Source organism: Cloacibacillus evryensis DSM 19522 (assembly GCF_000585335.1).
Classification (GTDB): domain Bacteria; phylum Synergistota; class Synergistia; order Synergistales; family Synergistaceae; genus Cloacibacillus; species Cloacibacillus evryensis.
In genome coordinates, this window is record NZ_KK073872.1 from 1,921,159 (window position 1) to 1,946,138 (window position 24,980).

A 24,980-nucleotide genomic window follows, 5' to 3' on the forward strand; every position below is an offset into this window, starting at 1 on the left:
ATTTTACTGGGGGCGGCGCACGCCGCGGATCAGGAGTATTCGGAGATAACTTCCGAGCTCCAGGAGATCAGCCTCTCCGAAGCAGCCCTGAAGTCAACGGCGCCTTGCCCGTCATGGCGCAGGGAGGCCCATAAGTCAAGCACGGCGCGGTCGCCGCCGCAAAGCAAACCGGCTAATTCCGTCATCTTTTTTACATAAAGGCCGCTCTCACAGAAATACTTCGCGCGGAGCACAAAAAAGGCCGATTTGCAGAGAGCTTCGAGGGTATCCTCGCTCTTTTCGTACAGGTAATTATGACAGCAGCCGTGATATATGGAGCAGGCCCCGTCGCGCACCGCTTTGGCCGCCGCTCCCTCGTCGAAGAGCCTGCTGAGAAACCCGAGGGAACCGTACAGCGGCACCGTGTCAAAATAGAGAAGGAACAGTTCAGAGGGGGTCCATGACAACAGTTCCCTTTCGCCTGAGATAAAACCGCAGGCGCGCTCGCCGTACGGCATCTCCGCTATTACCGCGCGGTATCTGTCAAGGCCCGCGACCGTAAGAGCCTTAAGTATCACAACGACGTCGATGTCGCTGCTCTGAGTAGCTTCTTCACGTCCGTAGCTGCCCTGAAGCCCCACGAAGAGAAGCCCCCCTCCGTAGACGCCGAGCAGTTTATCCGTCAGTTCCGCGCTCCAGCGCTTTATATCGATCTGCATACGGCCGTCTCCTCACCCTTGCATTGAATATTCATCAGCTTACAAAAAACGCAGTCGCCTTGAGGCAACTGCGTTATGTTTGAAAAATGGCAGTCCCAAGGGGATTCGAACCCCTGCCGTCGCCGTGAAAGGGCGATGTCCTAGACCTCTAGACGATGGGACCGTCAAAATGGTGAGCCGTCCGGGACTTGAACCCGGGACACCCGGATTAAAAGTCCGGTGCTCTGCCAACTGAGCTAACGGCTCACTCAAGTATCACGAGGAGATATTTTACAGCATTTTAGGATTTTGTCAATATACTTATTTTGACGATGTCAATAGCCAGAGAAAAAGTCACCCCAAATGGTCAAAGAAAATGTCACTATTCCTTTGAATTATGGTATCATCCTTGGTAGTCACATTTGTAGATCTGCCCCGCCAGGGGTGGTCTGAAGCAGGTTTGTGTGGTGACACAACACCTGCTTTTTTCTTTGAATCACTATGGGTCGCTTTTTTCGGCATCTCCACCTGTTTCATCAATATAGCCCTGTCGTTACGCATGATGTATATCTCTCCTTTAACGGTCTGTCTAACTTCAACGGTGCTTCCTGGAGTCATGTATATACTGCCGTCAACCGGAATATATATCCGACTGTTGTAAGATATAGTGTTTCCGCCGCCTATCTTTCTTTCACAGCGCAGAACAAAGACCAGATCCAGATCAATTCTCTTGTCGAATTTGAGATACACAGAGTTTTCTACTTTTGGTTCAACGGAAAATCTGGCGTTGTAATCATCCAGAAAGAGTGGGAGGAAGCTATTAGCCTCTTCAATGTTCCTGATTCCATTGAGCCTGAGTTCCGCCGCAAGCCTGTCCTGAAAAGTATTCCACAGCCGTTCTATACGTCCTTTAGCCTGGGGCGTATTGGCAAATATCTGCTTTATGCCTAAATCATTCAGTGCATGGCCAAAATTCGACAGGTGAATTGATACGCCTTTCAATTCGTCTTCGAGGGTCAGCTCCTTAGGAGACTTGAATATCGTGTGCCTGTCGCTGTAAATATAAAGGGGCAGTCCATAATCCCTTATACCCATCTTTATAGCCTCCGCATATCCGACAAAACATTCACTCTCTATGAAGAATGCACCGGTAACAATACCTGCGGCATCGTCCATAAAAGCATGCAGGGTTGCACTATCTCCATCTTTGCCAAACCACTTATGGCTGCTCGCGTCTGTCTGCCATAACATGCCGGACGATTCCTTCCTTTGCCTCGGACGATGTGCTTTGGGCTTTTTATTTACCGACCTCTTACTCCTTATTCCCTCCAACTTCAGAATACGAGACACCGACGACCGGCTGATACTGATACATTCCCTTTCATTAAGATGTTCGGTAAAATGAGAGATATTAAAGTCATAATACCTTTCCTTAAAAAGACTCACTACCTCCCCTCTGACCTCATCGGTAATCGCATGGACGGGATTCCTACCACGATTACCGTGAACCAACCCTTGTGCTCCTTCCTGTAAAAACTTCTTCTTGATTCTGATAAACTGCCTGACGCAAACACCGAGCAGCTCCGACGCATCTTTGTTAGTCAATCCTCCTGATAATGCGATACTCAACACCTCAACGCGCCTTACTTCCTTCTTCGTCATTGTCACTAGCTCCTGGCTCATAGTGACATTTTCTCAGATCTGTTATGGAGTGACTTTATCTCTGAGCAATAACATATACTTATTTTGACGACCCCGCCGTGAATCATCAGACGGACGCCGCAGCAGAGCGCGGCACTCCGGCTGTGCCGTAAGGCCTGCCTAGGCTTCCCGCCCTGCCTTGAGCAGCGTCAGCGCCTTTGCGCAGCGCCCGGCGGCGCAGTCCTGCGCACCGATCTTTTCCGCAAGCCATTCCCCGGCGGGATGGCCGCCCATGCCAAGCCACGTGGCGGTTTGCAGATGGAGGCACTTTACCGCCCGCGGCGCGTCCCGCCAGTTTATGCCGCCCACGCCGAGTTCGGCAAGCGAACGCCGCATCCCGACGCTCATGCCGGAGAACGCGGGGGCTGCTTCTCCGCCGGCAAGCGACAGGCGCAGCTTCGCGTAATCCAGGTGCATCTTTGCCACCGCCTCAGGCATCGCGCCGAAGAGCTCTTCCAGCTCCGCAATCCGCTGCTCCGACTCAAGTTCACCGCAGCGATGGTCAAGAAACGGGCATGTTAGCCAGAAAACGGTCGGAAATGGCATCCCCGACGACGAGATAGGCGATGAGACGACGACCTGCGGAAAACCATGGCGGCAGCGCCGCGCCACCGCCAGCACGGCGGAGGTGTCAAATTTCCTGCCCTTCGTCTGCTCGCACAGTATGGGGAGGTCCTCCTCCCGCAGGTCCGTCCAAAAGGCCGGAAGAGCGTACTCTTCCGGCCCAGTCTCTTTTATTGTATGACCTGTCACGTTACTTCTTTCCGGAAGTCCCGCCGCCTGCGCGGCGTTTCGTTCCGCGGGGGTCTTTGCATTTGCTGTTCAGGTCAGCTATCTTTTCGTCGCTGAATTTGAGAAAGTTCGTCAGCTTCTTTTCAAAATCCTCTTCACGATGTACCGGCGGGCGGACCTCTTTTACCTGCAGAGCCTTGATCGACAAATCGATACGGCCTTTATCGTCGATCTTTATGACCTTTGCTGTGATTTTTTTACCCTGTTCGAGAACATCTTCTACTTTCTTCACATAGTTGTGGGAGAGCTCTGAGATATGTACCATGGCCTTCTGCCCTGATTCAAGTCTTACAAAGGCCCCGTATGGAGCGACATGTTCTACCGTGCCGCTTACTGTTTCTCCCACGCTTACCGCCGGTGCTGCTGCAGCCGCCTTCTCTGCCATCTGTGGTTTCTGACCTCCAAAATTTGTTTTAAAAGACAATAATACTCTCAAGCCCTTTTAAGACTATGAAGCGAATTGTACCATATTTTTTAATTTAAGTATTGCGAAAGAGTTATTTCAGCGCTCTTTCTATCGCCTCGGCGACGCGTTCCGATTGGAGCGGCTTGATAAAAAAGTCCGAGGCCCCCGCCCTGATCGCCTCTATCACCTGGTTCTGCTGGTTCATTGCGCTGACCATCACCACTTTGGCATGCGGGTGCTCGTTTTTTATCGCTTTGAGCGCCGCGATCCCGTCCATCTCCGGCATAGCGATATCGAGCGTTACCACGTCCGGGTGGAGCTCATTGTACATCCGTACGGCCTCTTCACCGTTTTCAGCCTCGCCTACAACGTCGTATCCGTCTCTTATGAGTATGTCCTTAAGGATCATACGCATGTGTGTGGAGTCTTCCGCTATCAGCACTGTAGCCTTCATCTTTGCCGCTCCTTTCTTATTTTTCTTATTATCTGGCCGCTATTCCAAGCTCCTCAAGGAAGAGGGGGCTCAGCACCTTGATGTAGGTACCCTTCATTCCAAGGCTTCTGCTCTCTATTATACCCGCACTTCCCAGTTTTCTCAGCGCGTTCACGATGACGCTCCTGGTAACTCCGACTCTGTCCGCGACTTTGCTGGCAACGACGACGCCCTCGGGGCCTCCGAGGTCTTCGATGATGTGGCGGACGGATTCCACCTCGGAGTATGAAAGGGCGCGCATCGCCATTTGAACGACGAGGCGTTCGCGTCCGCGCTCTTCTATCGATTTTCCGCGGTCGTTAAGTATCTCAAGGCCGACGACCGTCGAAAGGTACTCGGCGAGTACGAGGTCGCGGGTGTCGAACTGGCAGCCGAAGCGGGCGAGTATAAGGGTGCCCAGCCTATCGCCGGCGCCGTTGATCGGTACGATCAGGACGTGCTTGTTGGAGTAGGCGCAGGGCTGGTCGGCATAGGCGCAGAGGCCGTGGTCTGTGTGGTTGAGGACCGATTCGTGGAACTGGTTCACCTTTTCGACATAGGGAGCCGGCATTGCCCCATTTATGAGGATCTCCGCCATTATCGGGCAGTCATATTCGCTGACCCAGGCGTAGCCGAGTATCCTTCCCTCTCTGTTTATCACGTAGACGTTGGCGGCCGAGAGGTCGGACATCAATCTAGCGAGTTTCGGGTAGTCGGGCGTGCCCCTGTCTTTTCTGGCCTGCAGCACGCGGCTGACGACGCGGGTCTTTTCAAGCAAGTCCTGCATTGCTGACTGGTTCATTATTTTAGGACGGTTTTCGATAAGTTCTTTCGGCGTATCCATTAAAATTGCCTCCCTGATTTCTTTCTATATACAAAGACTATAATTCTCCGTCTTCCAGCGCTCTGGGGTGTGCCTCCAGATAACTCTTTTTGATCTGCTCGGATGTGATCAGCAGATATCTCTGCGTCGACGCGATGCTCTCGTGTCCGAGCATCTCCTGCACGACGTGGAGCGGCGCTCCGTTTTCCAGCATGTGCGTCGCGCAGCTGTGGCGCAGCGTATGCGGCGTCACTCCGTGCAGCCCGACGCGTGCCGCGGCGCGCAGCACTATACGGTCTACGGTGCGGACCGTAAGGCGTTCGGCCCCCTTGGCGGAGAGAAATACCGGGGCCGCACCGTCAACGCAGGTGACGTCGCGCCAATCTTCCAGCAGCTTCTTCAGCGGCGCGCCGATCGGCACGAGGCGTTCTTTGTCGCCCTTGCCCATAACGCGCAGCATCCGCTCGTCAAGCTCCACCATGTTCCAGTTGAGCCCGATCAGCTCCGACACGCGCAGCCCGGCCCCGTACATCAGCTCAAGCACGAGCCTGTCGCGCCGGAAGCTCTTCGAGCCCTCCTCCGGCCCCTCCGTGAGCAGCTTGTCGATCTGCTCATATGAAAGAGCGCGCGGCAGCGCCTCGGACTTCTTGGGGCCCTTCAGCCCCAGCGAAGGGTCTTCGGCGATCAAACCGCGCCAGCAGAGCCACGCCGTAAAACCGCGTACCGCCGAGAGCCTTCTTGAAGCGGTGGTCTTTTCCTCGCCTACTCCAAGTATACTGCTTAAGAAAATCCGTATCGCGCGCGTATCTATTTCACGCACATCGGTAATTCCCTGATTGGAAAGATAGCCTTTGAAATGCGAGAGGTCTATCTTATAGTTTACCGTTGTATGTTTAGATTTTCCCAGTGATGTCAAATACTCAATATAAGCATCGATATTATCAGATATATTTTCCATCATGAACGGTATTTTAACAGGAAAATTGTAAATATCAAGCGGAATTTTAAGAAAATTCGCAAGTAACTGTACAATGTGTACGATTTAACAAACTCGTTACGGCAGAAGGCGGGCAAAGGCGGCCAAAAAGCCGGGCCGCGGCGGGCTCCGCCGCCGCATGGTCCGGCTCGGTCGAGTTCTATTGATCCGGAAACAATCCCTTATTTTCCGCGATCAGTTTTTCCACGGCGGCCAGGGAGCGCGCTGCATAAGCCTCGCAGCGTTCGGTCCTTTTGCGTATTTTTTTCCCGTGCAGGCGCGGGAAGATGCCAAGGTTGACGTTCATCGGCTGGAAGCTCTTCGGCAGCGCCGTCCTCAGATAGTTCAGAAGGGAGCCGACAGCGGTCTCCGGCGGAAAATCGATCATCGGCCGGCCGCTGAGCCGCAAATATGCGAATATCGCCGCGGCAAGCCCCATCGCCGTGCTCTCCATGTATCCCTCCACGCCGGATGCTTGCCCGGCGATAAAGAGCGCCTCGCGCCCGTTGAAGCGAAGGTAAGGGTCAAGCACCTTCGGAGCGCAGACGAAGAGGTTGCGGTGCATCACGCCCTTGCGTACAAATTCGGCCTCTCTGAGCGCTGGGATGAGCCTGAACACGCGTTCCTGTTCGCCCCATTTCAGGTTTGTCTGAAAACCTACGATGTTGAACAGGGTCCCGTCCTCGTTGTCCTGACGCAGCTGTACGACGGCGCAGGGCTCTTCGCCGCCGTTCGCCGCCTCGAAACCTACCGGGCGCAGCGGGCCGAACAGCAGCGTCTTCTCACCGCGCTTGGCGATGACCTCTACCGGCAGGCAGCCGTCAAAATGGCGCATCTGCTCTTCCTCAAAATCATGGCGCGGCGCGGTCTCGGCATTGACGAGTTCCTTCCAGAAGACAGCGTACTCTTCTTCGTTCATTGGGCAGTTTATATAGTCCCCCTCCGTGCCGTAACGGTTGGCGCGAAAGGCTTTAGTCATATCAACGGTGCTTACGTCGACGATCGGCGCGACCGCGTCGTAAAAATAAAGGAAATCCTCTCCCGTGAGCGCCGCGAGCGCCCGCGCCATCGGCGCGCTTGTGAGCGGCCCCGTGGCGATTATCGCCGGCTCTTCGGGTATCTCCGTCAGTTCTTCGCGCGCCAGCTCGATATTCGGGTGGTTAGCGACGCTGCTGTCGATGAGATGCGCGAAGACCTCCCGGTCCACCGCAAGCGCGTTGCCGGCTGGTACGCGGCTCGCCTCCGCGCAGCGCATGATGAGGCTGCCCATACGTTTAAGTTCTGCCTTCAGGATGCCGGCCGGGGTCGTCGGCCTGTCGCCGCCGAGGGAATTGCTGCAGACGAGCTCGCCGAGCAGCGGCGTCTCGTGCGCGGGGGTCATCTTTAGGGGGCGCATTTCGCAGATGCGGACGCGCACGCCGCGCTCCGCAAGCTGCCAGGCGGCTTCGGAGCCGGCAAGTCCGCCGCCGGCTACGGTCACATCACATGTCGGTTTCATTTGTCTCCGTTGCCGGCGATCCCTCTTCCCCGGCCGCGCCATCTTTGCCGGGCTTCTTCCAGGAGACGTAGTCGCAGTCCGGATAACGTTCGCAGCCATAGAAGAAACGGCCCTTCATCTTGCCCTTCGTCGCCTTACGGCGGATCAGTTCGCCCTCGCCGCATTTCGGACATTTTATGCCGGTCGTTTTCACTATCTTTCTCGTATATTTGCATTCGGGATAGCCGGTGCAGGCGATGAATTCCCCGAAACGCCCGCGTTTTATGATGAGGTCGTGCCCGCATTCGGGACATTTTTCGCCGATCAGTTCCGGCTCCGGCCTCATGCTTTCGCCATGTGCCGAGACCTCATCGACGACCGGTTTAAAACCGCGCCAGAAATCGGCCATCAGCTTCTTCCACTCGATATCTCCGGATTCGATCTGGTCAAGCTCCTTCTCCATCGTCGCCGTGAAGCCCTCGTTGATGATCGAGGAGAAGTATCTTACAAGAAAATTGTTGACAAGCCTCCCCAGTTTCGTCGGGATCAGCTTCTTATCCTCTTCGCCGCGGTCTACGTAGCCGCGCAGCGAAAGAGTGTCGATTATCGTCGCGTACGTGGAGGGGCGTCCGATGCCCTTTTCTTCGAGCGCCTTGACAAGTCCGGCCTCGGTGTAACGCGGCAGCGGCTGCGTGAATTTCTGCTCTTTGATTGTGTTTTCGATCGAGAGCTCCTCGCCCTTCACCGCGGGCTCCATCGTAACGTCCTTGATGCCGAGCGGATAGACGCGCCCCCAGCCGTCAAAAGTGACGACGACTCCTGACTGTTTCATCTGATAACCGGAGGATGAGCATAACAGGTTTGTGCGCGCCACGACGGCGTCCCTCATCTGGCTGGCGATGAAACGGCTCCATATCAGCTCGTAGAGCCTGTACTGTTCCGGGGTCAGATAATCTTTGACGGACTCGGGCGTGAGCATGGGGTCGGTCGCGCGTATCGCCTCGTGGGCGTCCTGTGCCTTGCCCTTCGGCATGTATTCGTTCGGCCTGTCGGGCAGGTAGTCCCCGCCGAAGCTGTTCGCGATGAAGGCCCGCGAGGCTTCCAGCGCCTCGGGCGCGAGCCGCAGGCTGTCGGTGCGCATGTAGGTGATGAGCCCCGTCGGGCCGCGCCCCGGTATTTCGATGCCCTCGTAGAGCGCCTGCGCGATGCGCATCGTGCGCTTAGGCGCGAAGCCGCAGCGGCGGGAGGCCTCCTGCTGCAGAGTGCTGGTCTTGAACGGCGGGTTCGGCTGTTTTTTGCTCTCTTTCGTGCTGAAGTCGTCGACCGTCAGCTTGCCGGCGCGGATCTCGCCCTCTATCTTGAGCGCCTCTTCCTCGTTGTTTATCGTCAGAGGCTTGTTTTGATATTTTTCAACGCGAAGCTTGTAGCCCCGTTTTTTATCAAGGCTTTTCGCATCGACGTCCATGAGCCAGTATTCTTCGGGGATGAAGCGTTCGATCTCTTCCTCGCGCTCACAGACGATCCGCAGCGCCACGGACTGGACGCGTCCGGCGGAGAGTCCGCGCTGGACTTTGTACCAGAGAAGCGGGCTCAGTTCATATCCGACGAGCCGGTCGAGCACGCGGCGCGCCTGCTGGGCCTCGACGAGCTCCATATTTATCGTGTCAGGCTCGGCGATGGCGCTCTTCACGCCATGCTCCGTGATCTCGTGCATCCTGATGCGGCACTGCTGCCGCGTGTCGATGTCGAGCAGAGAGGCAAGGTGCCAGGCGATCGCCTCTCCCTCGCGGTCGGGGTCGGAGGCAAGCAGCGTGCGTTTGCTCACAGCGGAAGCGCCTTTGAGCGTCTTTATCAGGTCGGCTTTGCCGCGTACCTGGATATATTCAGGGTCGAAGTCATGCTCGATGTCGATCGCAAGGCGGCCCTTCGGCAGGTCTCGCACATGTCCCACGCTCGCAAGCACTTTATAGCGCGCGCCGAGTATCTTTTCAAGCGTCTTGGCCTTCGCGGGAGACTCGACCACCACCAGCGTCTTGCCGTCATACTGAGAAAATTTCTGGCTGCGGGAGGTTTTTGTCGTGCTTTTCGTCCCCGGCGCCTTTTTTTTCGCCGTCGTGCCGGCGCTCGTTTTAGCGGTCTTTGTTGTTTTGGCCGTCTTTTTCACAGTTTCAGCCTTAGTCTCTTTCTTTGCGGAGGCGCTTTTAGCGCTTTTTTTTATCTCACGGGGTGCTGCTTCTTCCTGTTCCACGGTTTTTTTTGCAGCCATCGTTGCGGACACCTCTTTCTTACAAATTACCCTTTACGCTGTATCGTCCAGGCGCGGACATAAAAACAATCCCTTTTGCGGATAAGAGTGCAATATTTTTTAAAAGGTCAGCGGGGCTCATTTTAACGGCAAGCGATAGGTTGTCAATCGTCATCGCCCCGTTTTCCGCGAGAAAATTGAAAATTCTCTTCTCTTCGCCGGATATCCCCGCGCCTTCCGGGCCTTTCTTTTCCGGCGGCGAGGCGGCAATGTCAATGCCGCAGGCGTCGAGGAATATCTCCTCGCCGATATATGGGTAAGCCCCGTCGTATATCAGGCGGTTCGTTCCCTCAGAATTGGCGCCGTATATCTGCCCCGGCACTGCCCATATCTCGCGGCCGAGTTCCAGCGCGAGACGCGCCGTGATCATCGATCCGCTTTTGAGCGGGGCCTCCACCACCACGACCTTTTCCGAGAGCGCGGCGACTATCCGGTTGCGCTGAGGAAAGTGCCACGGCTCGCCGTTCGCTCCGAGAGGAAACTCGGATATCAGCGCGCCGCGTTCGGCGATCCGCTCAAACAGTTTTTTATTGGCCGCGGGGTAGACCAGATCGATGCCGGTGCCAAGCACGGCGAAGGTCTCCCCTCCGCCGCCGCAGCAGGCCTCCTGCGAACAGCCGTCGACGCCCCAGGCGCCGCCGCTTATCAGTATGATATCATGTTTCGCGCAGGCGGCCCCTATACGCATAGAGACCTCTCTGCCGTAGCGGCTCATGCGGCGGGTGCCGACGACGCCGATTTTCTTTTTATCGGGCAGTTTTTTTGCGCCGCCTTTCCAGTAGAGCACCAGAGGGGCGTCTTTAAGGTCAAACAGCTCTTGCGGATAGTCGCCGTCGTCCACCGTCAGCAGCCGCGCGCCAAGCTTACCGGCGCGCTCAAGCTCGCGCTCCGCCCAGGCGGCGTCGTTGGCGGCGCGTATTTTCGCGAGGCTCTTTTCGCTGAAGACCTCTTGAGCGACGTCTGTTTTTGCCGGATTCCAGAGCTCGCGCGGCTCGGCCCCGCGCAAAAGGAATTTCGCGAGCGCGGCGGCGTTGGCGTTGACGCTGTTTAGAAGCAGCATCATCTTCAGGCGGTCATCCATGCGGTGGCCTCCCCTTCGCGGTAGCTTACCGCCTCGGCGACATGCTTTACCTCTATCTGCGCCGCGCCCTCAAGGTCGGCGATCGTCCGCGCCACGCGCAGCACGCGCGAAAGGCCGCGGCCGGAGAGTTTGACACCCTTGAGCGCCTCTAAAATGAACGAGCGCACCTCCGGCCTCATAGAGGCGTTGCGGCGCAGGAATTTTTCCGGTATCTCGGAGTTGCATTGAAAACCAAAGCGCGACCAGCGTTCCGCCTGTATCTTACGCGCCGCGGAGACGCGCGCGCGCACCCTCTCGCTGCGTTCCCCGCAGTCTCCGCCGAGTGAAACGAGTTCTTCGGGGGTGAGGCGCGGGACCGCCACATGCAGGTCGATCCTGTCCAGGATCGGACCGGACAGCTTTCGCCGGTAGCGCTCAAGAGAGGCGGGGGTGCAGACGCACTGCTTCTCTCCGTCTCCCGCGAATCCGCAGGGGCATGGATTGCAGGCCGCGACGACGAGGACCTTTGCCGGATAGACGACGCTGCCGGCCGCGCGGCTCACCGTGATCGAGCCGTCCTCAAGCGGCTGCCGCAGCGCCTCGATCACGTCGCGCTGAAATTCGGGAAATTCATCAAGAAAAAGCACGCCGCGCGAGGCAAGGCTTATCTCGCCGGGGCGTAGCGCGGAGCCGCCGCCGCAGATCGAGACGGCGCTCGCGGTGTGGTGCACGGAACGAAAGGGGCGCTCGCGGCTGAGCTCGAAGCCGAGCCCGGCCGTGCTGCGCAGGAGGACGACCTCCATCATCTCCGCGTCGGTAAGCGGCGGCAATATGCCCTTCAGGGCGCGGGCCAGCAGCGTCTTTCCCGAACCGGGGGAGCCGACGAACAGTACGTTGTGATGGCCGGCCGCCGCTATCTCCAGAGCGCGTTTAGCGGCGGCCTGCCCCTTGATGTCGGCAAAATCGGGATCGGCGGGGGCCGGGACATCCTCTATTTTACGGGCGGCTATCGGTTCAAGCCGCCTCTCGCCGCGCAGATGCGCGAAAAGCTCGCGCAGATCCTCCACGGCGTAGGCGCGCGCGCCCTCGACGAGGGAGACCTCGGCGGCGTTATCCGCGGGGATAAAAAGCTCGATATTATTTTCTTTGGCAAAGAAAGCGGCCGGCACGGCCCCTCTGACACCGCGCAGCCTTCCGTCGAGCGCCAGCTCGCCGATGAAGAGCGACGGGGCGGGGACGGAAATATATCCGGAGGCGGAGGCCATGGCGACGGCGATCGGCAGATCGAGCAACGCCCCCTCCTTGGGGACGTCGGCGGGAGCGAGATTTATCGACACGCGCCCTCTTATGTTGACGCCGGCGGCGCGAAGCGCGGCGCGCACCCTCTCGCGCGCCTCTTTGACGGCGGTGTCGGCCAGGCCGACCACCGATATCGAGAAGAGCCCCCCTGTGATCTCGACCTCGACTTCGACAGGGACGCCCTTCACTCCGCGCAGCGTCAGCCCCGAAACGTTGTTCATATTATCGGCTCCGTTATATCGCGCAGGTGTTCTATCAACGGCTCTCGTCCCTCTGCCAGGGTCACGGCGACCAAGTCGACGCGCCAGAAGCCGTCATAATTACGCCCTTCGGTCCAGGCGCGTCCGGCATATTGGAGGTTGGCGAGCTTCTTTGGTCCGACGCTTTCCGCGGGAGACATCATCCATCCCTCGCTGCGCGTGCGCACCTCGGCGAAGACCAGTTCGTCCCCGTCCCTGGCGATGATGTCTACCTCGCAGCGCCCGATCTTTACATTTCTGTCCAGTATTTTAAAACCGTGTCCGGTGAGATATTCGGCCGCGATATCCTCGCCCATGCGCCCCTTGGCGAGATGCGGAGCCCGGGGAGGCTCCGCCGCCGCACGTTTCGCGGCGGGAGCGCCGCCGCACCCGGCTTCGCTCTTCAGCGCGTATTCAAGAGAACGTTTTGTCATCGTCGGCAAGCACCCCTCTGAAAGAGAGTCTGTGTATCGGTGACGGCCCGTATTCCGCGATCAGGCTCTTGTGCAGCGCGCTGGGATAACCCTTGTGGCTGGCGAAGGAGTACCTGGGATATATGCGGTCCATGGCCTCCATCACGCGGTCGCGCAGCACCTTCGCGATCACCGAGGCGGCGGCGATCGCGGGGACGCGGTCGTCTCCCTTGATCACCGGCTTCTGCGGCACCGATAGGCCGGGTATCGCCATGCTGCCGTCAACAAGCACGAGCGACGGCGAGACCGACAGCCTTTCAACGGAACGCCTCATGCACCAGAGCGAGGCCTGAAGGATATTTATCCTGTCGATGCGCCTGGCACAGGCGGCCTGCGCCCGCCAGACCACGCCGGTGCGGCATATCTTTTCAAAAAGCGCCTCCCGGCGCTTAGGCGTCAGCTTTTTTGAATCGCGGAGCCCCGCGGCGAGCAGCAGTTCCCGCTGTTCCGGCGTCAGCACCGCAGCGGCGGCGACCACCGGTCCCGCAAGAGGACCGCGCCCCGCCTCGTCTGTCCCCGCAATGATAAATGCGGCCACGCCTACAGGCTCTCCCACAGCGGCGGGTCTTGAGGCTTTTCGAGACTCATCCGCCCGAGTTTGCCGGTCGCGAACGAATCGATAAAGACGCGTCCCGCGGCCTCCATGTCAACGGTCCCGCCCGCCTTAAGCTTTCCAAGGCGGCGGCCTATATTTTCCAGAATATCGTTCGGAGGGCCCTCCGGCTTTATGCCCCACGCGGCCTCAACACCGCGCCAGAGCCCCTTGTCTATCATAAATTTTATACAGTCTTTAGCGTGTTCTTCCAGGTTTCCGATAACCTGACCGCGCGAAGAACCTATCCATGAGATCAGCCGGTGCGCGCGCGCGTCGCTGTGCGGGTCAAGTATCCCGGGCGAGTCCACAAGCAGGAAGCCCTGTCCCTTGAACCAGGAGACGCCCTTCGTGATGCCGGGGATGCCGCCCACAGGGGCCGCCTTGCGCCCCACAAGCTGATTGATCAGCATCGACTTGCCGACGTTCGGCGTGCCGACGACCGCCATCCGCAGATCGCGAAAGGCGGGCTTTTTGTCGGTGAGATTTTTTATTATGCGGCTCATACCGCCCTTACGCAGATCGAGGGGCCAAGCGGTCAGCCCCTCTCTCCTCAAATGCTCCACCCATAGCTTCGTTATCCTGTCGTCGGCCAGGTCGGCCTTCGAGAGCACGACCATCGTCTCTATCTTCGGCGCAAAGAGCGAAAGCATCGGCGAGGAGGTGAGGCGCGGCGCGCGGGCGTCGCGTACCTCTATCAGCAGGTCGATGTCGGCGGCAAGCGCTTCCAGCTGACGCCTGCCCTTCGCCATATGCCCCGGATACCAGACGGTGCGCGGCATCTAGTCGAGCAGCCCTATCCGGTTCAACGGCCAGTAACGGAAGACGGCCGGGCCGCGCACGAAGTTCGCGGGGACAAAGCCCCAAAAGCGCCCGTCCTGCGAGTTGGGGCGGTTGTCGCCGAGGCAAAAATAGCTGTCCGGCGGCACGGTGACGGGAGCCATGTTGTAAGTGTCGGTATTTTTTACATAGGGCTCGAAGAGTTCATTGTCATTCACATAGACGGTACCGTTCCTCATCTCCACCTTGTCGCCCGGCAGTCCGATGATACGCTTCACAAAATCGCGCCGCGGGTCCACAGGATACTTGAAGACGACGATGTCGCCGCGCTTTGGCTCGACCTTCGGCAGATGATACCAGAACTTCAGCACCAGCACCCTGTCTCCGATCTCCAGCGTCGGTATCATCGAACCGCTCGGAATCCAAAAGGCCTGGACAACGAAGGTCCGCAGGATCAGAGCGAGCACCACCGCCCATAAAACAGTCTCTATAGTTTCACGCCACCAGGGTTTGGCCATTACATGTTTACCTCCAAAGTATATTACAGATTGCCTTTTCGTATTGCATTACAAATTCAGCGCAGCGCCTCGGGGAGGATCGTTATCTCCGCGATCATCAACGCGCCGCCCTCAAGCCGCGGGGATATCAGGTCGCTTCCGGAGAACTCCAGGCTTACGCGGTTCACGCCGCCTGGATTTATCACTTCGACACGCTCTCCCGTGATACCCAGCAGCAGCCCCGCGATCGCGCTGGCCGTCGAACCGGTGCCGCAGGAAAGCGTCATGTCCTCCACGCCCCGTTCGTAGGTAATCACGTCGAGCACGCCGGTGCGCTCAAGGCTCGGGAGCACGAAATTGACGTTCGTCCCCTCAGGGAAGAGGTCGAGCCTGTTGCGTATCGCGCGCCCGATAGGGGCATAGTCCGCAAAGGAGCGGCTGCGTTCCCTCTCGAAGATCACCGCGTGGGGCACGCCGACGGTAATAAAAGTATAGTTGAATTCAAAACCGTCGACTTCGGCATGGGCGTCTACGACGGCCTCCGCCACCGATACCGGCGCGAGGTCGAGCGTCACGCGGTCGCCGCGCGCCGCCGCGCGGACGCTGCCGCCCAGCGTCTCGAAGGTCATATCATTTGACTTCACGATCCCCTTTTCAAAGGCGAAGCGCGCGATACAGCGCGCGCCGTTTCCGCACATCTCTCCCTCCGAGCCGTCGCGGTTGAAGAGGCGCATCTTAAAATCGGCGCTCTCCGACGGTTCGGCGGCAAGGATGCCGTCCGCGCCGATCGCCTCGCGGCGGCGGCAGGCCAGGCGCGCGGCATCGGCAAGCGCCGCCGCGCCAAGCGCAAGCGACATGTTATCTATGACAAGAAAATCATTTCCGTTCCCATTCATCTTAGAACAATTTATCATCGCCGGTCTGCCCTTCTTATAGGGATACTCATACATGCGGTATTTTATCACATAAAGGCAGGGAGGGCGAAAAAAAGAGAAAAGAGCCGGCAGAGGCATCAAACCGTTTAACGAAATCATTGGACGGCCCGCGGCGAGCCGATATTGGACACGGAGGAGATGCGAAATGGGCTGCGGCGCCCGGCGGCGTTCCGCAGCCCACTTCGCCTTACCGTCCGCCCTCTCTTACGGCGGCCTTCATCTCCCTGACGTACTCCGCCACATAGGGCGCGGCCTCCTCGCCGTATTGCGCGCAGAGCTTGACGACGGCGCTGCCGACGATCACCCCGTCGGCGGCGGAGGCCATCCGCCGCGCCTGTTCCGGCGTCGAGATGCCGAAGCCTACGGCGCAGGGGATTTCCCTCTCTTTTTTCACGAGCCGCACCATCGCGCCGACGTCGGTCGTTATCTCGCTCCTGACGCCCGTCACGCCAAGCGACGATACGCAGTAGACGAACCCCTCCGCGGCGCGCGCGATCAGCGAGATGCGGTCGTTGGAGGTCGGCGCGATCAGCGAGACGAGCTCCAGCCCCGCGGCGCGGCAGGGCGCGGCAAATTCCTCTTTCTCTTCAAAAGGAACATCGGGCAGTATCAGTCCGTCTATTTCAAGATCAGAGGCAATTTTTACAAAGCTTTCTGTCCCATAAGAATAGACCACGTTGGCATAGGTCATAAATACCATCGGCGTATCGATCCTCTCGCGGAGACGGCGGACCATCGCGAAAATTTTATCGGCGGTGACGCCGCCCGCGAGAGCGCGCACGTTGGCCGCCTGGATCACCGGCCCCTCCGCCGTCGGGTCGGAGAAGGGAATGCCGAGCTCGATAATATCCGCCCCGGCCTCCGCCGTCGCGCGGACGAGCCGCTCAGTGGCCGCAAGGCTCGGGTCGCCGCAGGTGATGAACGGGATGAAGGCCTTGCCGGCCTTGAATGCGTCGCGCAGCCTACTCATGGATATCCTCCCCCCGGTAACGGGCGATCGCCGCGCAGTCCTTGTCGCCGCGGCCCGACAGGTTGATGACGATTATCTGCTCTTTGCCCATCAGCGGCGCGATCTTCCGCGCGTGGGCGACGGCGTGCGCGCTCTCGATGGCGGGGATGATCCCCTCCGTGCGCGAGAGGTATTCAAAGGCCTCTACCGCCTCCGCGTCGGTGACGGCCACGTATTCGGCGCGCCCAGTGTCATGCAGGTGCGCGTGTTCCGGCCCGATCCCGGGATAATCCAGCCCAGCCGAGATGGAATAAACGGGAGCGATCTGCCCGTATTCGTCCTGGCAGAAGTATGATTTCATGCCGTGGAAGATGCCGGGCCTGCCGGTGGCGATGGTCGCCGCCGTCTCCGGCGTATCCGCGCCGCGCCCCGCCGCCTCGCAGCCGATGAGCCGCACGCCGGCGTCGGGGATAAAATGATAGAAGGCCCCGATCGCGTTGGAACCGCCTCCGACGCAGGCCAGCACCGCGTCCGGCAGTTTGCCCTCCGCCGCGAGCAGCTGCTCCCTGATCTCCTTTGAGATCACCGCCTGGAAGTCGCGCACGATCGTCGGGAATGGATGCGGCCCCATGCATGAGCCCAACACATAATGGGTGTCGCTGATACGGCTCGTCCATTCGCGCATCGTTTCGCTGACGGCGTCCTTGAGGGTGCCGGTTCCGCTCTCCACGGCATGCACCTTCGCCCCCAGCAGCCGCATACGGTAGACGTTGAGCGCCTGCCGCTCTGTATCCTCGCGCCCCATGAAGACCTCGCACTCTAGCCCCATCAGCGCCGCGGCGGTGGCCGTAGCCACGCCGTGCTGCCCCGCGCCCGTTTCGGCGATGACGCGCCTCTTTCCCATGCGCACGGCCAGCAGCACCTGCCCCAGCACGTTGTTTATCTTGTGCGCGCCGGTGTGGTTTAGATCCTCGCGTTTCAGATATATCTTCGCGCCGCCGAGGTCGGCGGTCATGCGCCGCGCGAAGTACAGCCGCGAGGGACGCCCCGCGTAATCGTTGAGCAGCGCCGTCAGTTCCCGGTTGAAATCGGCGTCGTCCTTGTAATGGCTGTATGCCTCTTCAAGCTCAATAACGGCGTTCATCAGCGTTTCTGGTATGTATTGTCCGCCGTGGACGCCAAACCGTCCTTTGCTCATTATGAATACCTCCTGACGGCGGCCACCGCCGCCTCTATCTTTGCGGGGTCTTTGACGCCGCCCGTCTCCACGCCGCTGCTCATATCCACCGCGAAGGGCCGCAGCTCCGCCAGCGCAGCGGGCAGATTGTCCGCTCCCAGTCCTCCGGCGAGAAAGTACGGCCTTTTAAAACCCTTTATCAGCCGCCAGTCGAACGTCCGGCCGGTGCCGCCGCCGCTGTCGAGCAGAACGTAATCCGCCGGGCTCGCCGCGGCGCGCTCCATATCGGAGGGCGAGGCGACGCTGAAGGCCTGGATCAATATCCCGCCTGTGCACCGCCGCAGAGCGCCGATATAATCCTCATCCTCGCTCCCGTGCAGCTGGGCGGCAAAAATTATCCCGTCGTTCAGCATGGAGGCTACGACCTCGGCCCTTTCGTTGACAAAGACGCCGACCGGCATGATATCGGGCGAAAGCAGCGCCGAAAGCGCCCGCGCCTCTTCCGGTGTCACGCTGCGGCGGCTCTTGGGCACGTTGACGACGAAGCCGGCGTAATCCGGCCCGCAGCGATTGACAAAGCCGATATCGCAGCGGCGCGAAAGGCCGCATATTTTTATCTTCGTCATCTTGCGCCGTCCCGCAATTCGTCAAGCATCGCGCGCCTGTCCGCCGCGCGCATCAGCTTTTCACCGATAAGCACGGCGTCTACGCCGTATCGCCGCAGTTTTTGAATATCTTCCGCGCCGTTCACGCCGCTCTCGGAGACGAAGACGACCTCAGAGGGCACCAAAGGGCGCAGGCGGCGGCTCACCTCCATGTCGACCTGAAAGGTCCTGAGATCGCGGTTATTGACGCCCACGACCCTCGCTCCCGCCTTAAGCGCCCGCTCGACCTCCTCCTCGTCGTGCGCCTCGACCAGGGAAGAGAGGCCGAGCTCGTCGGCCAGCTGCCTGTAAGAGAGCAGCCGCGCGTCGTCAAGGATGGAGACTATCAGCAGCACCGCCGAAGCGCCGAGCGCCCGCGCGGCGTAGACCATGTACTCGTCCACGGTAAAATCCTTGCGCAGGACCGGGATCGAGAGCGCCGCGGATATCTCGCGCAGGCAACGGTCCTCCCCTTTGAACCAATAGGGCTCGGTGAGGCAGGAGACCGCCGCCGCGCCCGCCGCCTGGTAATCGCGGGCTATATCCAGGTAAGGAAAATCCCGCGCGATGAGCCCCTTTGAGGGTGAGGCCCGTTTGACCTCGCAGATGAAGGAGATATCCTCCCCGCGCAGAGCCCTCTCAAAGGCAAAGGAGGCCGCGCCTTTGGCAGCGGACTCGGCCAGACGCCGCACCTCCGCAAGCGGCAGGCACTTCTTATCCTCGGCCGCCCGCAGCTTCGTCCGCGCGGCGATCTCCGCGAGAATATTCAACGATTGCTCTCCCTGACAAATTCGTCCAGCTTTTTCAGCGCCGCGCCCGAGTCGATAAGGCTCTCGGCCATCCGCACGCCATCCTCCATCGACACGGCGCCGCCGCCGATATAGAGAGCCGCTCCCGCGTTCAGACAGACGGCCTGCCGCTTCGCGCCGCATTCTTTGCCGGTAAGGATATCCCTCGTTATTACGGCATTCTCCGCCGGCGTGCCGCCGACTAACTCGGATTTGTCGCAGCGGCTGTAGCCGAAACGCTCGGGCGTTATCTCGTAGGACTGGAACCAGCCCTCCCTTATCTCACATACCGACGTCGGCGCGCTCATCGATATCTCGTCCAGCCTGTCCTGTCCGTAGACGACCATGCCGCGCACGACGCCGAGCCTGGACATCACCTGCGCAAGCGGCTCCACGAGGGATTCCTCGTAGACGCCCATCAGCTCGCGGTTCGCCCCGGCGGGGTTGGTGAGCGGGCCGAGTATGTTGAATACGGTGCGGATGCTGAGCTCTTTGCGGATCGGCGCCACGTACTTCATCGCGAGGTGATAGTTCTGCGCGAAGAGAAAGCAGATATTTATCTCCTTCAGCAGCCTCGCGCTCTCCTCCGGGGGGAGGGTTATCTTCACGCCGAGCGCCTCGAGCACGTCGGCGGCGCCGCACTTGGAAGAGGCGGCGCGGTTGCCGTGCTTGGCGACAGGCACGCCGCCGGCGGCGATCACCAGCGCCGAGGTCGTCGAAATATTGAAGGAGTTGGCGTTATCGCCGCCGGTGCCGACGATCTCCAGCACGTCCATCTCGTGCAGGAGTTTGACACAGTGCCGGCGCATCCCCGCCGCCGACCCGGTGATCTCCTCCGTAGTCTCGCCTTTGAGCGACAGCGCCGTGAGATAGGCCGCGGTCTGGACCTGGCTCGTCTTTCCGTCCATCACCTCGTTCATCACTTCCTGCGCCTCGGAATAGCTCAGATCCTCTTTTTTTGACAGCTTTATGATTGCCTCTTTTATCATTTTCCTTACCTCCTGATCGATTCAAGATAATTTTGCATGATTGCCGGGCCGTCCGGCGTCATCACCGACTCTGGATGAAACTGTACGCCGCAGATGAGACGGCCGCGGTCCTCCACCGCCATCACCTCGCCGTCGTCCGACCTTGCGGTCACCACAAGCGAGGGCGGCAGGCTCTCCTCCACGGCCGAGAGCGAGTGATAGCGCGCCGCGGGAAATCCCCCTTCCAGCCCCTTGAAGAGCAGGCTGTTTGGTTCCGCGGAGACATTCGAGACTTTGCCGTGCATCAGGTTCCCCGCATAAGACACGCGCCCTCCGAGGGCGGAACAGATGACCTGCAGGCCTAAACAGACGCCAAAGATAGGGATATCTCCCGCGAAACGCCTGACAGCCGCGGGACAGATCCCGGAGGCCTCCGGCCTGCCCGGCCCGGGAGAGAGAAAGATCGCCCGCGGCGAGAGCGCCGCGATATCTTCAAGCGTCAGCGCGTCGTTGCGCGCCACTGCGACGTCGGGATCGAAAGCGCCGATAAGCTGATAAAGGTTGTAGGAAAAACTGTCGTAATTATCAATGAGAAGATACATTATAACCCTCCTTCTGCGGCGCGCAGCGCGCGCACGACGGCCTGCGCCTTGTCGGCGCATTCGCGGAACTCCCGCTCGGGAACGCTGTCGGCGACGATCCCCGCCCCGGACTGCACACAGACGCGCCCATCCTTTTTATAGGCCAGTCGAATGGCGATGCAGGTATCCATGCCGCCGCCGAAATCGAGGTAACCGACGGCTCCACCGTAGATGCCGCGCCGGCAGCCCTCAAGCTCGCGGATGATCTCGCAGGCGCGTATCTTAGGCGCGCCGGAGAGGGTGCCGGCGGGAAGGATGGAATCTACGGCGTCGACGGCGTCGCGGTCGTCACGCAGCAGCCCGGAGACCGTAGAGCCGATGTGCATCACATGAGAAAAACGCTGAACGGCCATATACTCCTCCACGCGCACCGTATTCAGCCGGCACACGCGGCCGAGGTCGTTTCTTCCAAGATCCACCAGCATATTGTGTTCGGCGAGCTCCTTTTCGTCGGCGAGTAGCTCGCGTTCAAGCGCCGCGTCCTCTTCGCCGTCCTCCCCGCGCCTGCGCGTACCGGCGAGAGGGAAAGTATAAAGCCGCCCCCCGTCGAGCCGCGCCAGCGTTTCGGGAGAGGCCCCCGCGATCTCGATATCGTCGCTTGAGAAGTAGAACATATAGGGCGAAGGGTTAAGCGAGCGCAGCACCCTGTAGGTGTCGAAAAGGCTGCCCTCGGCCGCAGCCGTGAGAGGATCGGAAAGCACGACCTGAAAAATATCCCCCTCGCGGATATAGTCCTTCGCGCGCCGCACCAGCGCGCAGAACTCCTCCTCCGAAAAACGCGGACGCAACTCCTCTTTAAGGCGAAGCGGCCGGAAGACCGCCTTAGCGCCGCTCTCCAGCAGCGCCTCCATTTCATCTAGCGCCTCGCAGGCCGCGCGGTATCCCTCCGTGACGCCGTCGGCGGGAACTCCCGCGATCAGCACAAGCTTCTGACGATAGTGGTCGAAGGCGATGACCTTGTCAAAAAGCATCAGGTCAACATCGCGGAAGTCCCGCCCCTCATCCGAAGCGCCGCGCAGCGTCGGCTCCGCGTATTTCAAATAGTCGTAGGAAAAATAGCCGACCAGCCCGCCGCAGAATGGCGGCATCCCCTTCACCTTGGGGGCGCGGTGATCTCTGAGAATGGCGCGGATCGCCTCGCCCGGATGCGAAACCTCCTCCACGCGCTCCCGGACATCCTCGCCGTCGACGCCGCCGCGGATACGCAGCAGGCCGTCGGCGCAGGTCAGCTCCAGCGTAGGGGCGTAACCAAGAAATGAGTAACGGCCCCACCGCTGGCTGTTATCGGCGCTCTCAAGCAGAAAACAGTGCCTGCCGGCGGCCCGCAGCGTCCGCATCACCTCCACCGGGGTATAACGGTCGGCGTACAATTCACGGCAGACCGGCACCCTTCGGTAATCTCCCGAGCGGGCCAATGCCCGTACCTCTTCCAACGTCGGATACATAAAAAAACCTCCATTCCCGCCGGAGGGAACAAAAAAACCGCCCCCGGCAGAATATCATTCTGCCAAGGACGGGTAAATTTTCCCGCGGTGCCACCTTGCTTCACGGCTGTGCGTGCTCTTTGCGAGATACCATCATATCTCCGGCAACTTACGTATGCCCCCACGTCGCGGAATACTCGGCCGAAGCGGCCTTTCCCCGCGCCCTCGGTGGTCCATTTGCCAGCCTGCGTTCCATCCGGTTCTCATCATCCCGGACTCTCTGTAAGTGCACGGCGGACGTTATCTCCACGTCAGCGGTTTTGCCATATTCAACTAGAAGAAAGTATATTCAGAAATCTTTATCTGTCAATAGACTGCCGGCGATTTCCCCGTATATCTTTGCCAAGGACGGGAGCCAGGCTGTAGATACTCGCTCCCACCGTCGAAAGGTTATGCAACAGCGCCGAAAGGGCGGGAGAGATGAACCCGCCGAGGCCGAGCGCCAGCAGCAGCGTATTCGTCCCGACGATAAAGCGGTAATTCATGTGTATCTTCCTCATCGTCCGAACGCTGATGCGCCGCGCGTCCACTAGCGTGCGCAGGTCGTTTTCAAGCAGGACGACGTTCGCCACCTCCTGCGCGATATCCGCGCCGCTCCTCATCGAGACGCCGACGCTTGCCGCGGAGAGCGCGGGGGAATCGTTGACGCCGTCCCCCACCATGATGACCGCGCGCCGCCTTTCCGTAAGCCTCCTGACATACTCCGACTTATCGACCGGCAGCATCTCGGAGCGGACCTCGCCGATGCCGAGCTGCGCCGCGGTGTTCTCCGCCGCCCGCCGACAGTCGCCCGTGAGCATCACAAGGTGCGGCACACCCTCCGCCCTCAGCCCGGAGACGACCTCGCGGGCCTCGCCGCGCAGCGGGTCGTCTATACAGATTATCCCGGCCAGCTCCGTACCGACGGCGAGGTAGAGCAGCGAATAGTGCGCGCACTCCTCATCGATGACCTTTTTATCAGCTTCGGAGACCTTTACCCCCTCGTCCTCAAACACGAAATGGGAGCTGCCGATGATGACCCTCTCGCCGCGCAGACTGGATACGATGCCGTGCGCGACGGCATATTCCACCTCGGCGTGTTCTTCCGCGTGGTGCAGATCGTCCTCTTCCGCGCGGCGGACCACCGCCTTCGCTATCGAGTGCGGGAAATGCTCCTCAAGGCAGGCCGACAGTTTCAGCACATCTTCTCCGCCGTATCCGTTGAGGGCGATGACCTTGGCCACCCGCGGCTCGGCGACGGTCAGCGTGCCGGTCTTGTCAAACACCGCGGTGTCCGCGTCGGCTAACGCCTCAATATATTTTCCGCCCTTGATCAGCACGCCGCGCTTTATGCCCTCGCGCATCGAGGCGAGGATGGCCAGCGGCGTCGCGAGCTTGATCGCGCAGGAATAATCCACCATCAGCGCCGAAGAGGCCCGCACGGCGCTCCTCGTGGAAAGATAGATGACGCCGGCCAGGATGAAGTTGAAGGGAACGATGGAGTCGGCGAGACGTTCCGCGCGCCCCTGGATCGACGCCTTGCGGCTCTCCGATTCCTCCACCACGCTGATTATCCGGCTGATCCGCGTGGAGCTTCCGAGAGCGGTCGTCTCCACGACGATCATCCCCTCCTCCACTACCGTGCCGGCATAGACGCTCGCGCCCTCTTTCCGGACGATGCCGAGCGGCTCGCCCGTCATCGACGACTGATTCACCACCGCCTCGCCCTCGGCGACCCTGCCGTCCACGGGGATCACCGTCCCCGCGCGGACGACGACCAAGTCGCCGACATGAAGTTCCGAGAAGGCCATTTCTACGTCACAGCCGCCACGCCGCACCCAGACGGTATCGACGCGCAGCGCGAGGCTCTGGGCGAGATCCTCCTTCGACTTGCGCTGCGTCCAGCTCTCAAGGAGGTCCCCCAGGGAGACCAGCGTCATTATTATTCCCGCCGAAACAAAATCGCCCCTGACGACGGCGCTTAAAATCGCCGAGGCGTCAAGTACGGATACATTGACCCTGCGGGAAACAAGAAGAGACCGCGCCCCTCTTTTTACAAATGACGAGGCGCGGCATATATTTATCACTTTACGCAGGGGCAGGGGAAGCAGAAGGCGGAAGAGCGTGCGGGCGGCCATTGCCGCCAGGCCCGCCTTCAGGCTCTCCTGCGGCGCTTCGCCGCGGAGCCCCTCAAGCTCCTCGTCGTCATAATAATCTCTGGTCATGAGAGCCGCCGCCGAAAGGACTCCTTCGCGGCACGAGACTTCAAAACAGATAAGGATGCTGCCCGTAAGATATGACGCCTTGACCTTCTTTACGCCCCGCTGCGATTCAAGCAGCGCCTCCACCGCCGGCGCGTTTTTTTTCGAGAAGGTCCCCTTGGGGGTACGCAGGCGGATACGCCCGGGCAATTCGTGGGCTACGACAAATTCCATAAAACATTCCTCACAATTCCGGGCCCGCATTCACGAAAAAATGCGGACCCTGCAAAAAAATAATTACCGCGTTACCGCTGCCGGAAACGGAATTACTTCTCCTCTTCCATGCAGCACTTTGCCTCGGCGATCGTATCCGCGACAGATTCCTTCGTCCTCTCGGCCGCGGCGGCGACCTTTTCCTGAAGCTCCATCCCCTTTGCCAGCGCCTTGACGGCGGCCTTCTTCGCCTTTCCGTTCTTCACCATCGCGTAAGCTCCGGCCCCGACGATCAGTCCGGCCGCAAAGACCAGGCAGCGTTCGCATTCGATCCTCATAAATATATACCTCCCTAAGTTAGTTCTAGCTAATTAGCCTTAGCTAATTATACATCTTTTTTAGAACGACGTAAAAGGATTTCAAAAAAAACGG

Annotated in this window: 25 protein-coding genes and 2 tRNA genes; all 27 read right to left on the bottom strand. The window is 59.6% G+C overall.

Annotation, left to right across the window (positions count from 1 at the left end; translation table 11 throughout):
- Positions 1 to 29: 29 nt before the first annotated feature.
- A complete protein-coding gene (locus CLOEV_RS08595) occupies positions 30 to 698 on the bottom strand; it encodes a nucleotidyltransferase domain-containing protein (RefSeq protein WP_034443189.1) in 669 nt (222 codons plus the stop codon).
- A gap of 87 nt (positions 699 to 785) precedes the next feature.
- Positions 786 to 861 (bottom strand) — tRNA-Glu (locus CLOEV_RS08600).
- A gap of 7 nt (positions 862 to 868) precedes the next feature.
- Positions 869 to 944, bottom strand: a tRNA-Lys gene (locus CLOEV_RS08605).
- An 87-nt stretch (positions 945 to 1,031) separates the two neighbouring features.
- Positions 1,032 to 2,339, bottom strand: a complete 1,308-nt coding sequence (locus CLOEV_RS08610; protein WP_008710747.1) for an ISNCY family transposase — start codon at positions 2,337 to 2,339, stop codon at positions 1,032 to 1,034.
- Positions 2,340 to 2,498: 159 nt separating this feature from the next.
- A complete protein-coding gene (locus tag CLOEV_RS08615; RefSeq protein ID WP_051484998.1) occupies positions 2,499 to 3,131 on the bottom strand; it encodes a DUF501 domain-containing protein in 633 nt (210 codons plus the stop codon).
- Position 3,132: 1 nt separating this feature from the next.
- Positions 3,133 to 3,555 (bottom strand): S1 RNA-binding domain-containing protein, encoded by a 423-nt coding sequence (locus CLOEV_RS08620; protein ID WP_008712024.1) that lies wholly within the window; start codon positions 3,553 to 3,555, stop codon positions 3,133 to 3,135.
- Between the two features lie 112 nt (positions 3,556 to 3,667).
- Positions 3,668 to 4,030, bottom strand: coding sequence for a response regulator (locus tag CLOEV_RS08625; RefSeq protein ID WP_008712025.1), 363 nt, complete (start codon positions 4,028 to 4,030; stop codon positions 3,668 to 3,670).
- A 28-nt stretch (positions 4,031 to 4,058) separates the two neighbouring features.
- Positions 4,059 to 4,892, bottom strand: a complete 834-nt coding sequence (gene codY / locus CLOEV_RS08630; RefSeq protein ID WP_008712027.1) for a GTP-sensing pleiotropic transcriptional regulator CodY — start codon at positions 4,890 to 4,892, stop codon at positions 4,059 to 4,061.
- 37 nt (positions 4,893 to 4,929) lie between these two features.
- A complete protein-coding gene (locus CLOEV_RS08635) occupies positions 4,930 to 5,832 on the bottom strand; it encodes a tyrosine recombinase XerC (protein WP_008712029.1) in 903 nt (300 codons plus the stop codon).
- A gap of 175 nt (positions 5,833 to 6,007) precedes the next feature.
- Entirely contained in the window at positions 6,008 to 7,345 is a 1,338-nt protein-coding gene (trmFO, locus tag CLOEV_RS08640; protein ID WP_034443190.1) for a methylenetetrahydrofolate--tRNA-(uracil(54)-C(5))-methyltransferase (FADH(2)-oxidizing) TrmFO, read from the bottom strand.
- Positions 7,329 to 9,590, bottom strand: coding sequence for a type I DNA topoisomerase (gene topA / locus CLOEV_RS08645; protein ID WP_034443192.1), 2,262 nt, complete (start codon positions 9,588 to 9,590; stop codon positions 7,329 to 7,331). Before topA ends, trmFO begins: the two co-directional genes overlap by 17 nt.
- A 19-nt stretch (positions 9,591 to 9,609) precedes the next feature.
- Positions 9,610 to 10,710, bottom strand: coding sequence for a DNA-processing protein DprA (gene dprA, locus CLOEV_RS08650; RefSeq protein ID WP_034443193.1), 1,101 nt, complete (start codon positions 10,708 to 10,710; stop codon positions 9,610 to 9,612).
- The gene (locus CLOEV_RS08655) at positions 10,695 to 12,209 is read right to left on the bottom strand and encodes a YifB family Mg chelatase-like AAA ATPase (RefSeq protein WP_034443195.1); all 1,515 of its coding nucleotides are present in this window, start codon (positions 12,207 to 12,209) and stop codon (positions 10,695 to 10,697) included. The genes dprA and CLOEV_RS08655 overlap by 16 nt, the downstream gene beginning before the upstream one ends.
- Entirely contained in the window at positions 12,206 to 12,661 is a 456-nt protein-coding gene (locus tag CLOEV_RS08660) for a YraN family protein (RefSeq protein ID WP_245591120.1), read from the bottom strand. The genes CLOEV_RS08655 and CLOEV_RS08660 overlap by 4 nt, the downstream gene beginning before the upstream one ends.
- Positions 12,642 to 13,238 carry a ribonuclease HII gene (locus tag CLOEV_RS08665; RefSeq protein WP_008712040.1) on the bottom strand — a complete coding sequence of 199 codons (597 nt, stop codon included), beginning with the start codon at positions 13,236 to 13,238 and terminating at the stop codon, positions 12,642 to 12,644. The genes CLOEV_RS08660 and CLOEV_RS08665 overlap by 20 nt, the downstream gene beginning before the upstream one ends.
- 2 nt (positions 13,239 to 13,240) lie before the next feature.
- Positions 13,241 to 14,074 (bottom strand): YlqF/YawG family GTPase, encoded by an 834-nt coding sequence (locus CLOEV_RS08670; protein ID WP_008712042.1) that lies wholly within the window; start codon positions 14,072 to 14,074, stop codon positions 13,241 to 13,243.
- A complete protein-coding gene (gene lepB / locus CLOEV_RS08675; protein ID WP_008712044.1) occupies positions 14,075 to 14,590 on the bottom strand; it encodes a signal peptidase I in 516 nt (171 codons plus the stop codon).
- A 56-nt stretch (positions 14,591 to 14,646) separates the two neighbouring features.
- Positions 14,647 to 15,483, bottom strand: a complete 837-nt coding sequence (gene dapF, locus CLOEV_RS08680) for a diaminopimelate epimerase (protein WP_034445642.1) — start codon at positions 15,481 to 15,483, stop codon at positions 14,647 to 14,649.
- A gap of 208 nt (positions 15,484 to 15,691) precedes the next feature.
- The gene (trpA, locus tag CLOEV_RS08685) at positions 15,692 to 16,474 is read right to left on the bottom strand and encodes a tryptophan synthase subunit alpha (protein WP_156938390.1); all 783 of its coding nucleotides are present in this window, start codon (positions 16,472 to 16,474) and stop codon (positions 15,692 to 15,694) included.
- Positions 16,467 to 17,651, bottom strand: coding sequence for a tryptophan synthase subunit beta (gene trpB / locus CLOEV_RS08690; protein WP_008712049.1), 1,185 nt, complete (start codon positions 17,649 to 17,651; stop codon positions 16,467 to 16,469). The genes trpA and trpB overlap by 8 nt, the downstream gene beginning before the upstream one ends.
- Positions 17,651 to 18,256, bottom strand: a complete 606-nt coding sequence (locus CLOEV_RS08695) for a phosphoribosylanthranilate isomerase (RefSeq protein ID WP_034443199.1) — start codon at positions 18,254 to 18,256, stop codon at positions 17,651 to 17,653. Before CLOEV_RS08695 ends, trpB begins: the two co-directional genes overlap by 1 nt.
- Entirely contained in the window at positions 18,253 to 19,044 is a 792-nt protein-coding gene (gene trpC, locus CLOEV_RS08700) for an indole-3-glycerol phosphate synthase TrpC (RefSeq protein WP_034443201.1), read from the bottom strand. The genes CLOEV_RS08695 and trpC overlap by 4 nt, the downstream gene beginning before the upstream one ends.
- On the bottom strand, positions 19,041 to 20,051 hold the full coding sequence (gene trpD, locus CLOEV_RS08705; protein WP_008712054.1) for an anthranilate phosphoribosyltransferase: 1,011 nt from the start codon (positions 20,049 to 20,051) through the stop codon (positions 19,041 to 19,043). Before trpD ends, trpC begins: the two co-directional genes overlap by 4 nt.
- A 5-nt stretch (positions 20,052 to 20,056) precedes the next feature.
- Positions 20,057 to 20,632, bottom strand: a complete 576-nt coding sequence (locus tag CLOEV_RS08710; RefSeq protein WP_034443203.1) for an anthranilate synthase component II — start codon at positions 20,630 to 20,632, stop codon at positions 20,057 to 20,059.
- Positions 20,632 to 22,116, bottom strand: coding sequence for an anthranilate synthase component I family protein (locus CLOEV_RS08715; RefSeq protein WP_034443205.1), 1,485 nt, complete (start codon positions 22,114 to 22,116; stop codon positions 20,632 to 20,634). Before CLOEV_RS08715 ends, CLOEV_RS08710 begins: the two co-directional genes overlap by 1 nt.
- 338 nt (positions 22,117 to 22,454) lie before the next feature.
- Positions 22,455 to 24,569: a heavy metal translocating P-type ATPase gene (locus tag CLOEV_RS08720; RefSeq protein WP_034443207.1), complete on the bottom strand. Its 2,115-nt coding sequence runs from the start codon at positions 24,567 to 24,569 to the stop codon at positions 22,455 to 22,457.
- 92 nt (positions 24,570 to 24,661) lie between these two features.
- Positions 24,662 to 24,886, bottom strand: coding sequence for a DUF1490 family protein (locus CLOEV_RS08725; RefSeq protein WP_008712061.1), 225 nt, complete (start codon positions 24,884 to 24,886; stop codon positions 24,662 to 24,664).
- Positions 24,887 to 24,980 lie beyond the last annotated feature (94 nt).

Coding starts and splice junctions, on each gene's coding strand:
- CLOEV_RS08595 (WP_034443189.1), bottom strand. CDS start 698: ATGCAGATCGATATAAAGCGCTGGAGCGCGGAACTGACGGATAAACTG.
- CLOEV_RS08610 (WP_008710747.1), bottom strand. CDS start 2,339: ATGACGAAGAAGGAAGTAAGGCGCGTTGAGGTGTTGAGTATCGCATTA.
- CLOEV_RS08620 (WP_008712024.1), bottom strand. CDS start 3,555: ATGGCAGAGAAGGCGGCTGCAGCAGCACCGGCGGTAAGCGTGGGAGAA.
- CLOEV_RS08625 (WP_008712025.1), bottom strand. CDS start 4,030: ATGAAGGCTACAGTGCTGATAGCGGAAGACTCCACACACATGCGTATG.
- codY (WP_008712027.1), bottom strand. CDS start 4,892: ATGGATACGCCGAAAGAACTTATCGAAAACCGTCCTAAAATAATGAAC.
- CLOEV_RS08635 (WP_008712029.1), bottom strand. CDS start 5,832: ATGATGGAAAATATATCTGATAATATCGATGCTTATATTGAGTATTTG.
- trmFO (WP_034443190.1), bottom strand. CDS start 7,345: ATGAAACCGACATGTGATGTGACCGTAGCCGGCGGCGGACTTGCCGGC.
- topA (WP_034443192.1), bottom strand. CDS start 9,590: ATGGCTGCAAAAAAAACCGTGGAACAGGAAGAAGCAGCACCCCGTGAG.
- dprA (WP_034443193.1), bottom strand. CDS start 10,710: ATGGATGACCGCCTGAAGATGATGCTGCTTCTAAACAGCGTCAACGCC.
- CLOEV_RS08655 (WP_034443195.1), bottom strand. CDS start 12,209: ATGAACAACGTTTCGGGGCTGACGCTGCGCGGAGTGAAGGGCGTCCCT.
- CLOEV_RS08660 (WP_245591120.1), bottom strand. CDS start 12,661: ATGACAAAACGTTCTCTTGAATACGCGCTGAAGAGCGAAGCCGGGTGC.
- CLOEV_RS08670 (WP_008712042.1), bottom strand. CDS start 14,074: ATGCCGCGCACCGTCTGGTATCCGGGGCATATGGCGAAGGGCAGGCGT.
- lepB (WP_008712044.1), bottom strand. CDS start 14,590: ATGGCCAAACCCTGGTGGCGTGAAACTATAGAGACTGTTTTATGGGCG.
- dapF (WP_034445642.1), bottom strand. CDS start 15,483: ATGATAAATTGTTCTAAGATGAATGGGAACGGAAATGATTTTCTTGTC.
- trpA (WP_156938390.1), bottom strand. CDS start 16,474: ATGAGTAGGCTGCGCGACGCATTCAAGGCCGGCAAGGCCTTCATCCCG.
- trpB (WP_008712049.1), bottom strand. CDS start 17,651: ATGAGCAAAGGACGGTTTGGCGTCCACGGCGGACAATACATACCAGAA.
- CLOEV_RS08695 (WP_034443199.1), bottom strand. CDS start 18,256: ATGACGAAGATAAAAATATGCGGCCTTTCGCGCCGCTGCGATATCGGC.
- trpD (WP_008712054.1), bottom strand. CDS start 20,051: ATGATAAAAGAGGCAATCATAAAGCTGTCAAAAAAAGAGGATCTGAGC.
- CLOEV_RS08710 (WP_034443203.1), bottom strand. CDS start 20,632: ATGTATCTTCTCATTGATAATTACGACAGTTTTTCCTACAACCTTTAT.
- CLOEV_RS08715 (WP_034443205.1), bottom strand. CDS start 22,116: ATGTATCCGACGTTGGAAGAGGTACGGGCATTGGCCCGCTCGGGAGAT.
- CLOEV_RS08720 (WP_034443207.1), bottom strand. CDS start 24,569: ATGGAATTTGTCGTAGCCCACGAATTGCCCGGGCGTATCCGCCTGCGT.
- CLOEV_RS08725 (WP_008712061.1), bottom strand. CDS start 24,886: ATGAGGATCGAATGCGAACGCTGCCTGGTCTTTGCGGCCGGACTGATC.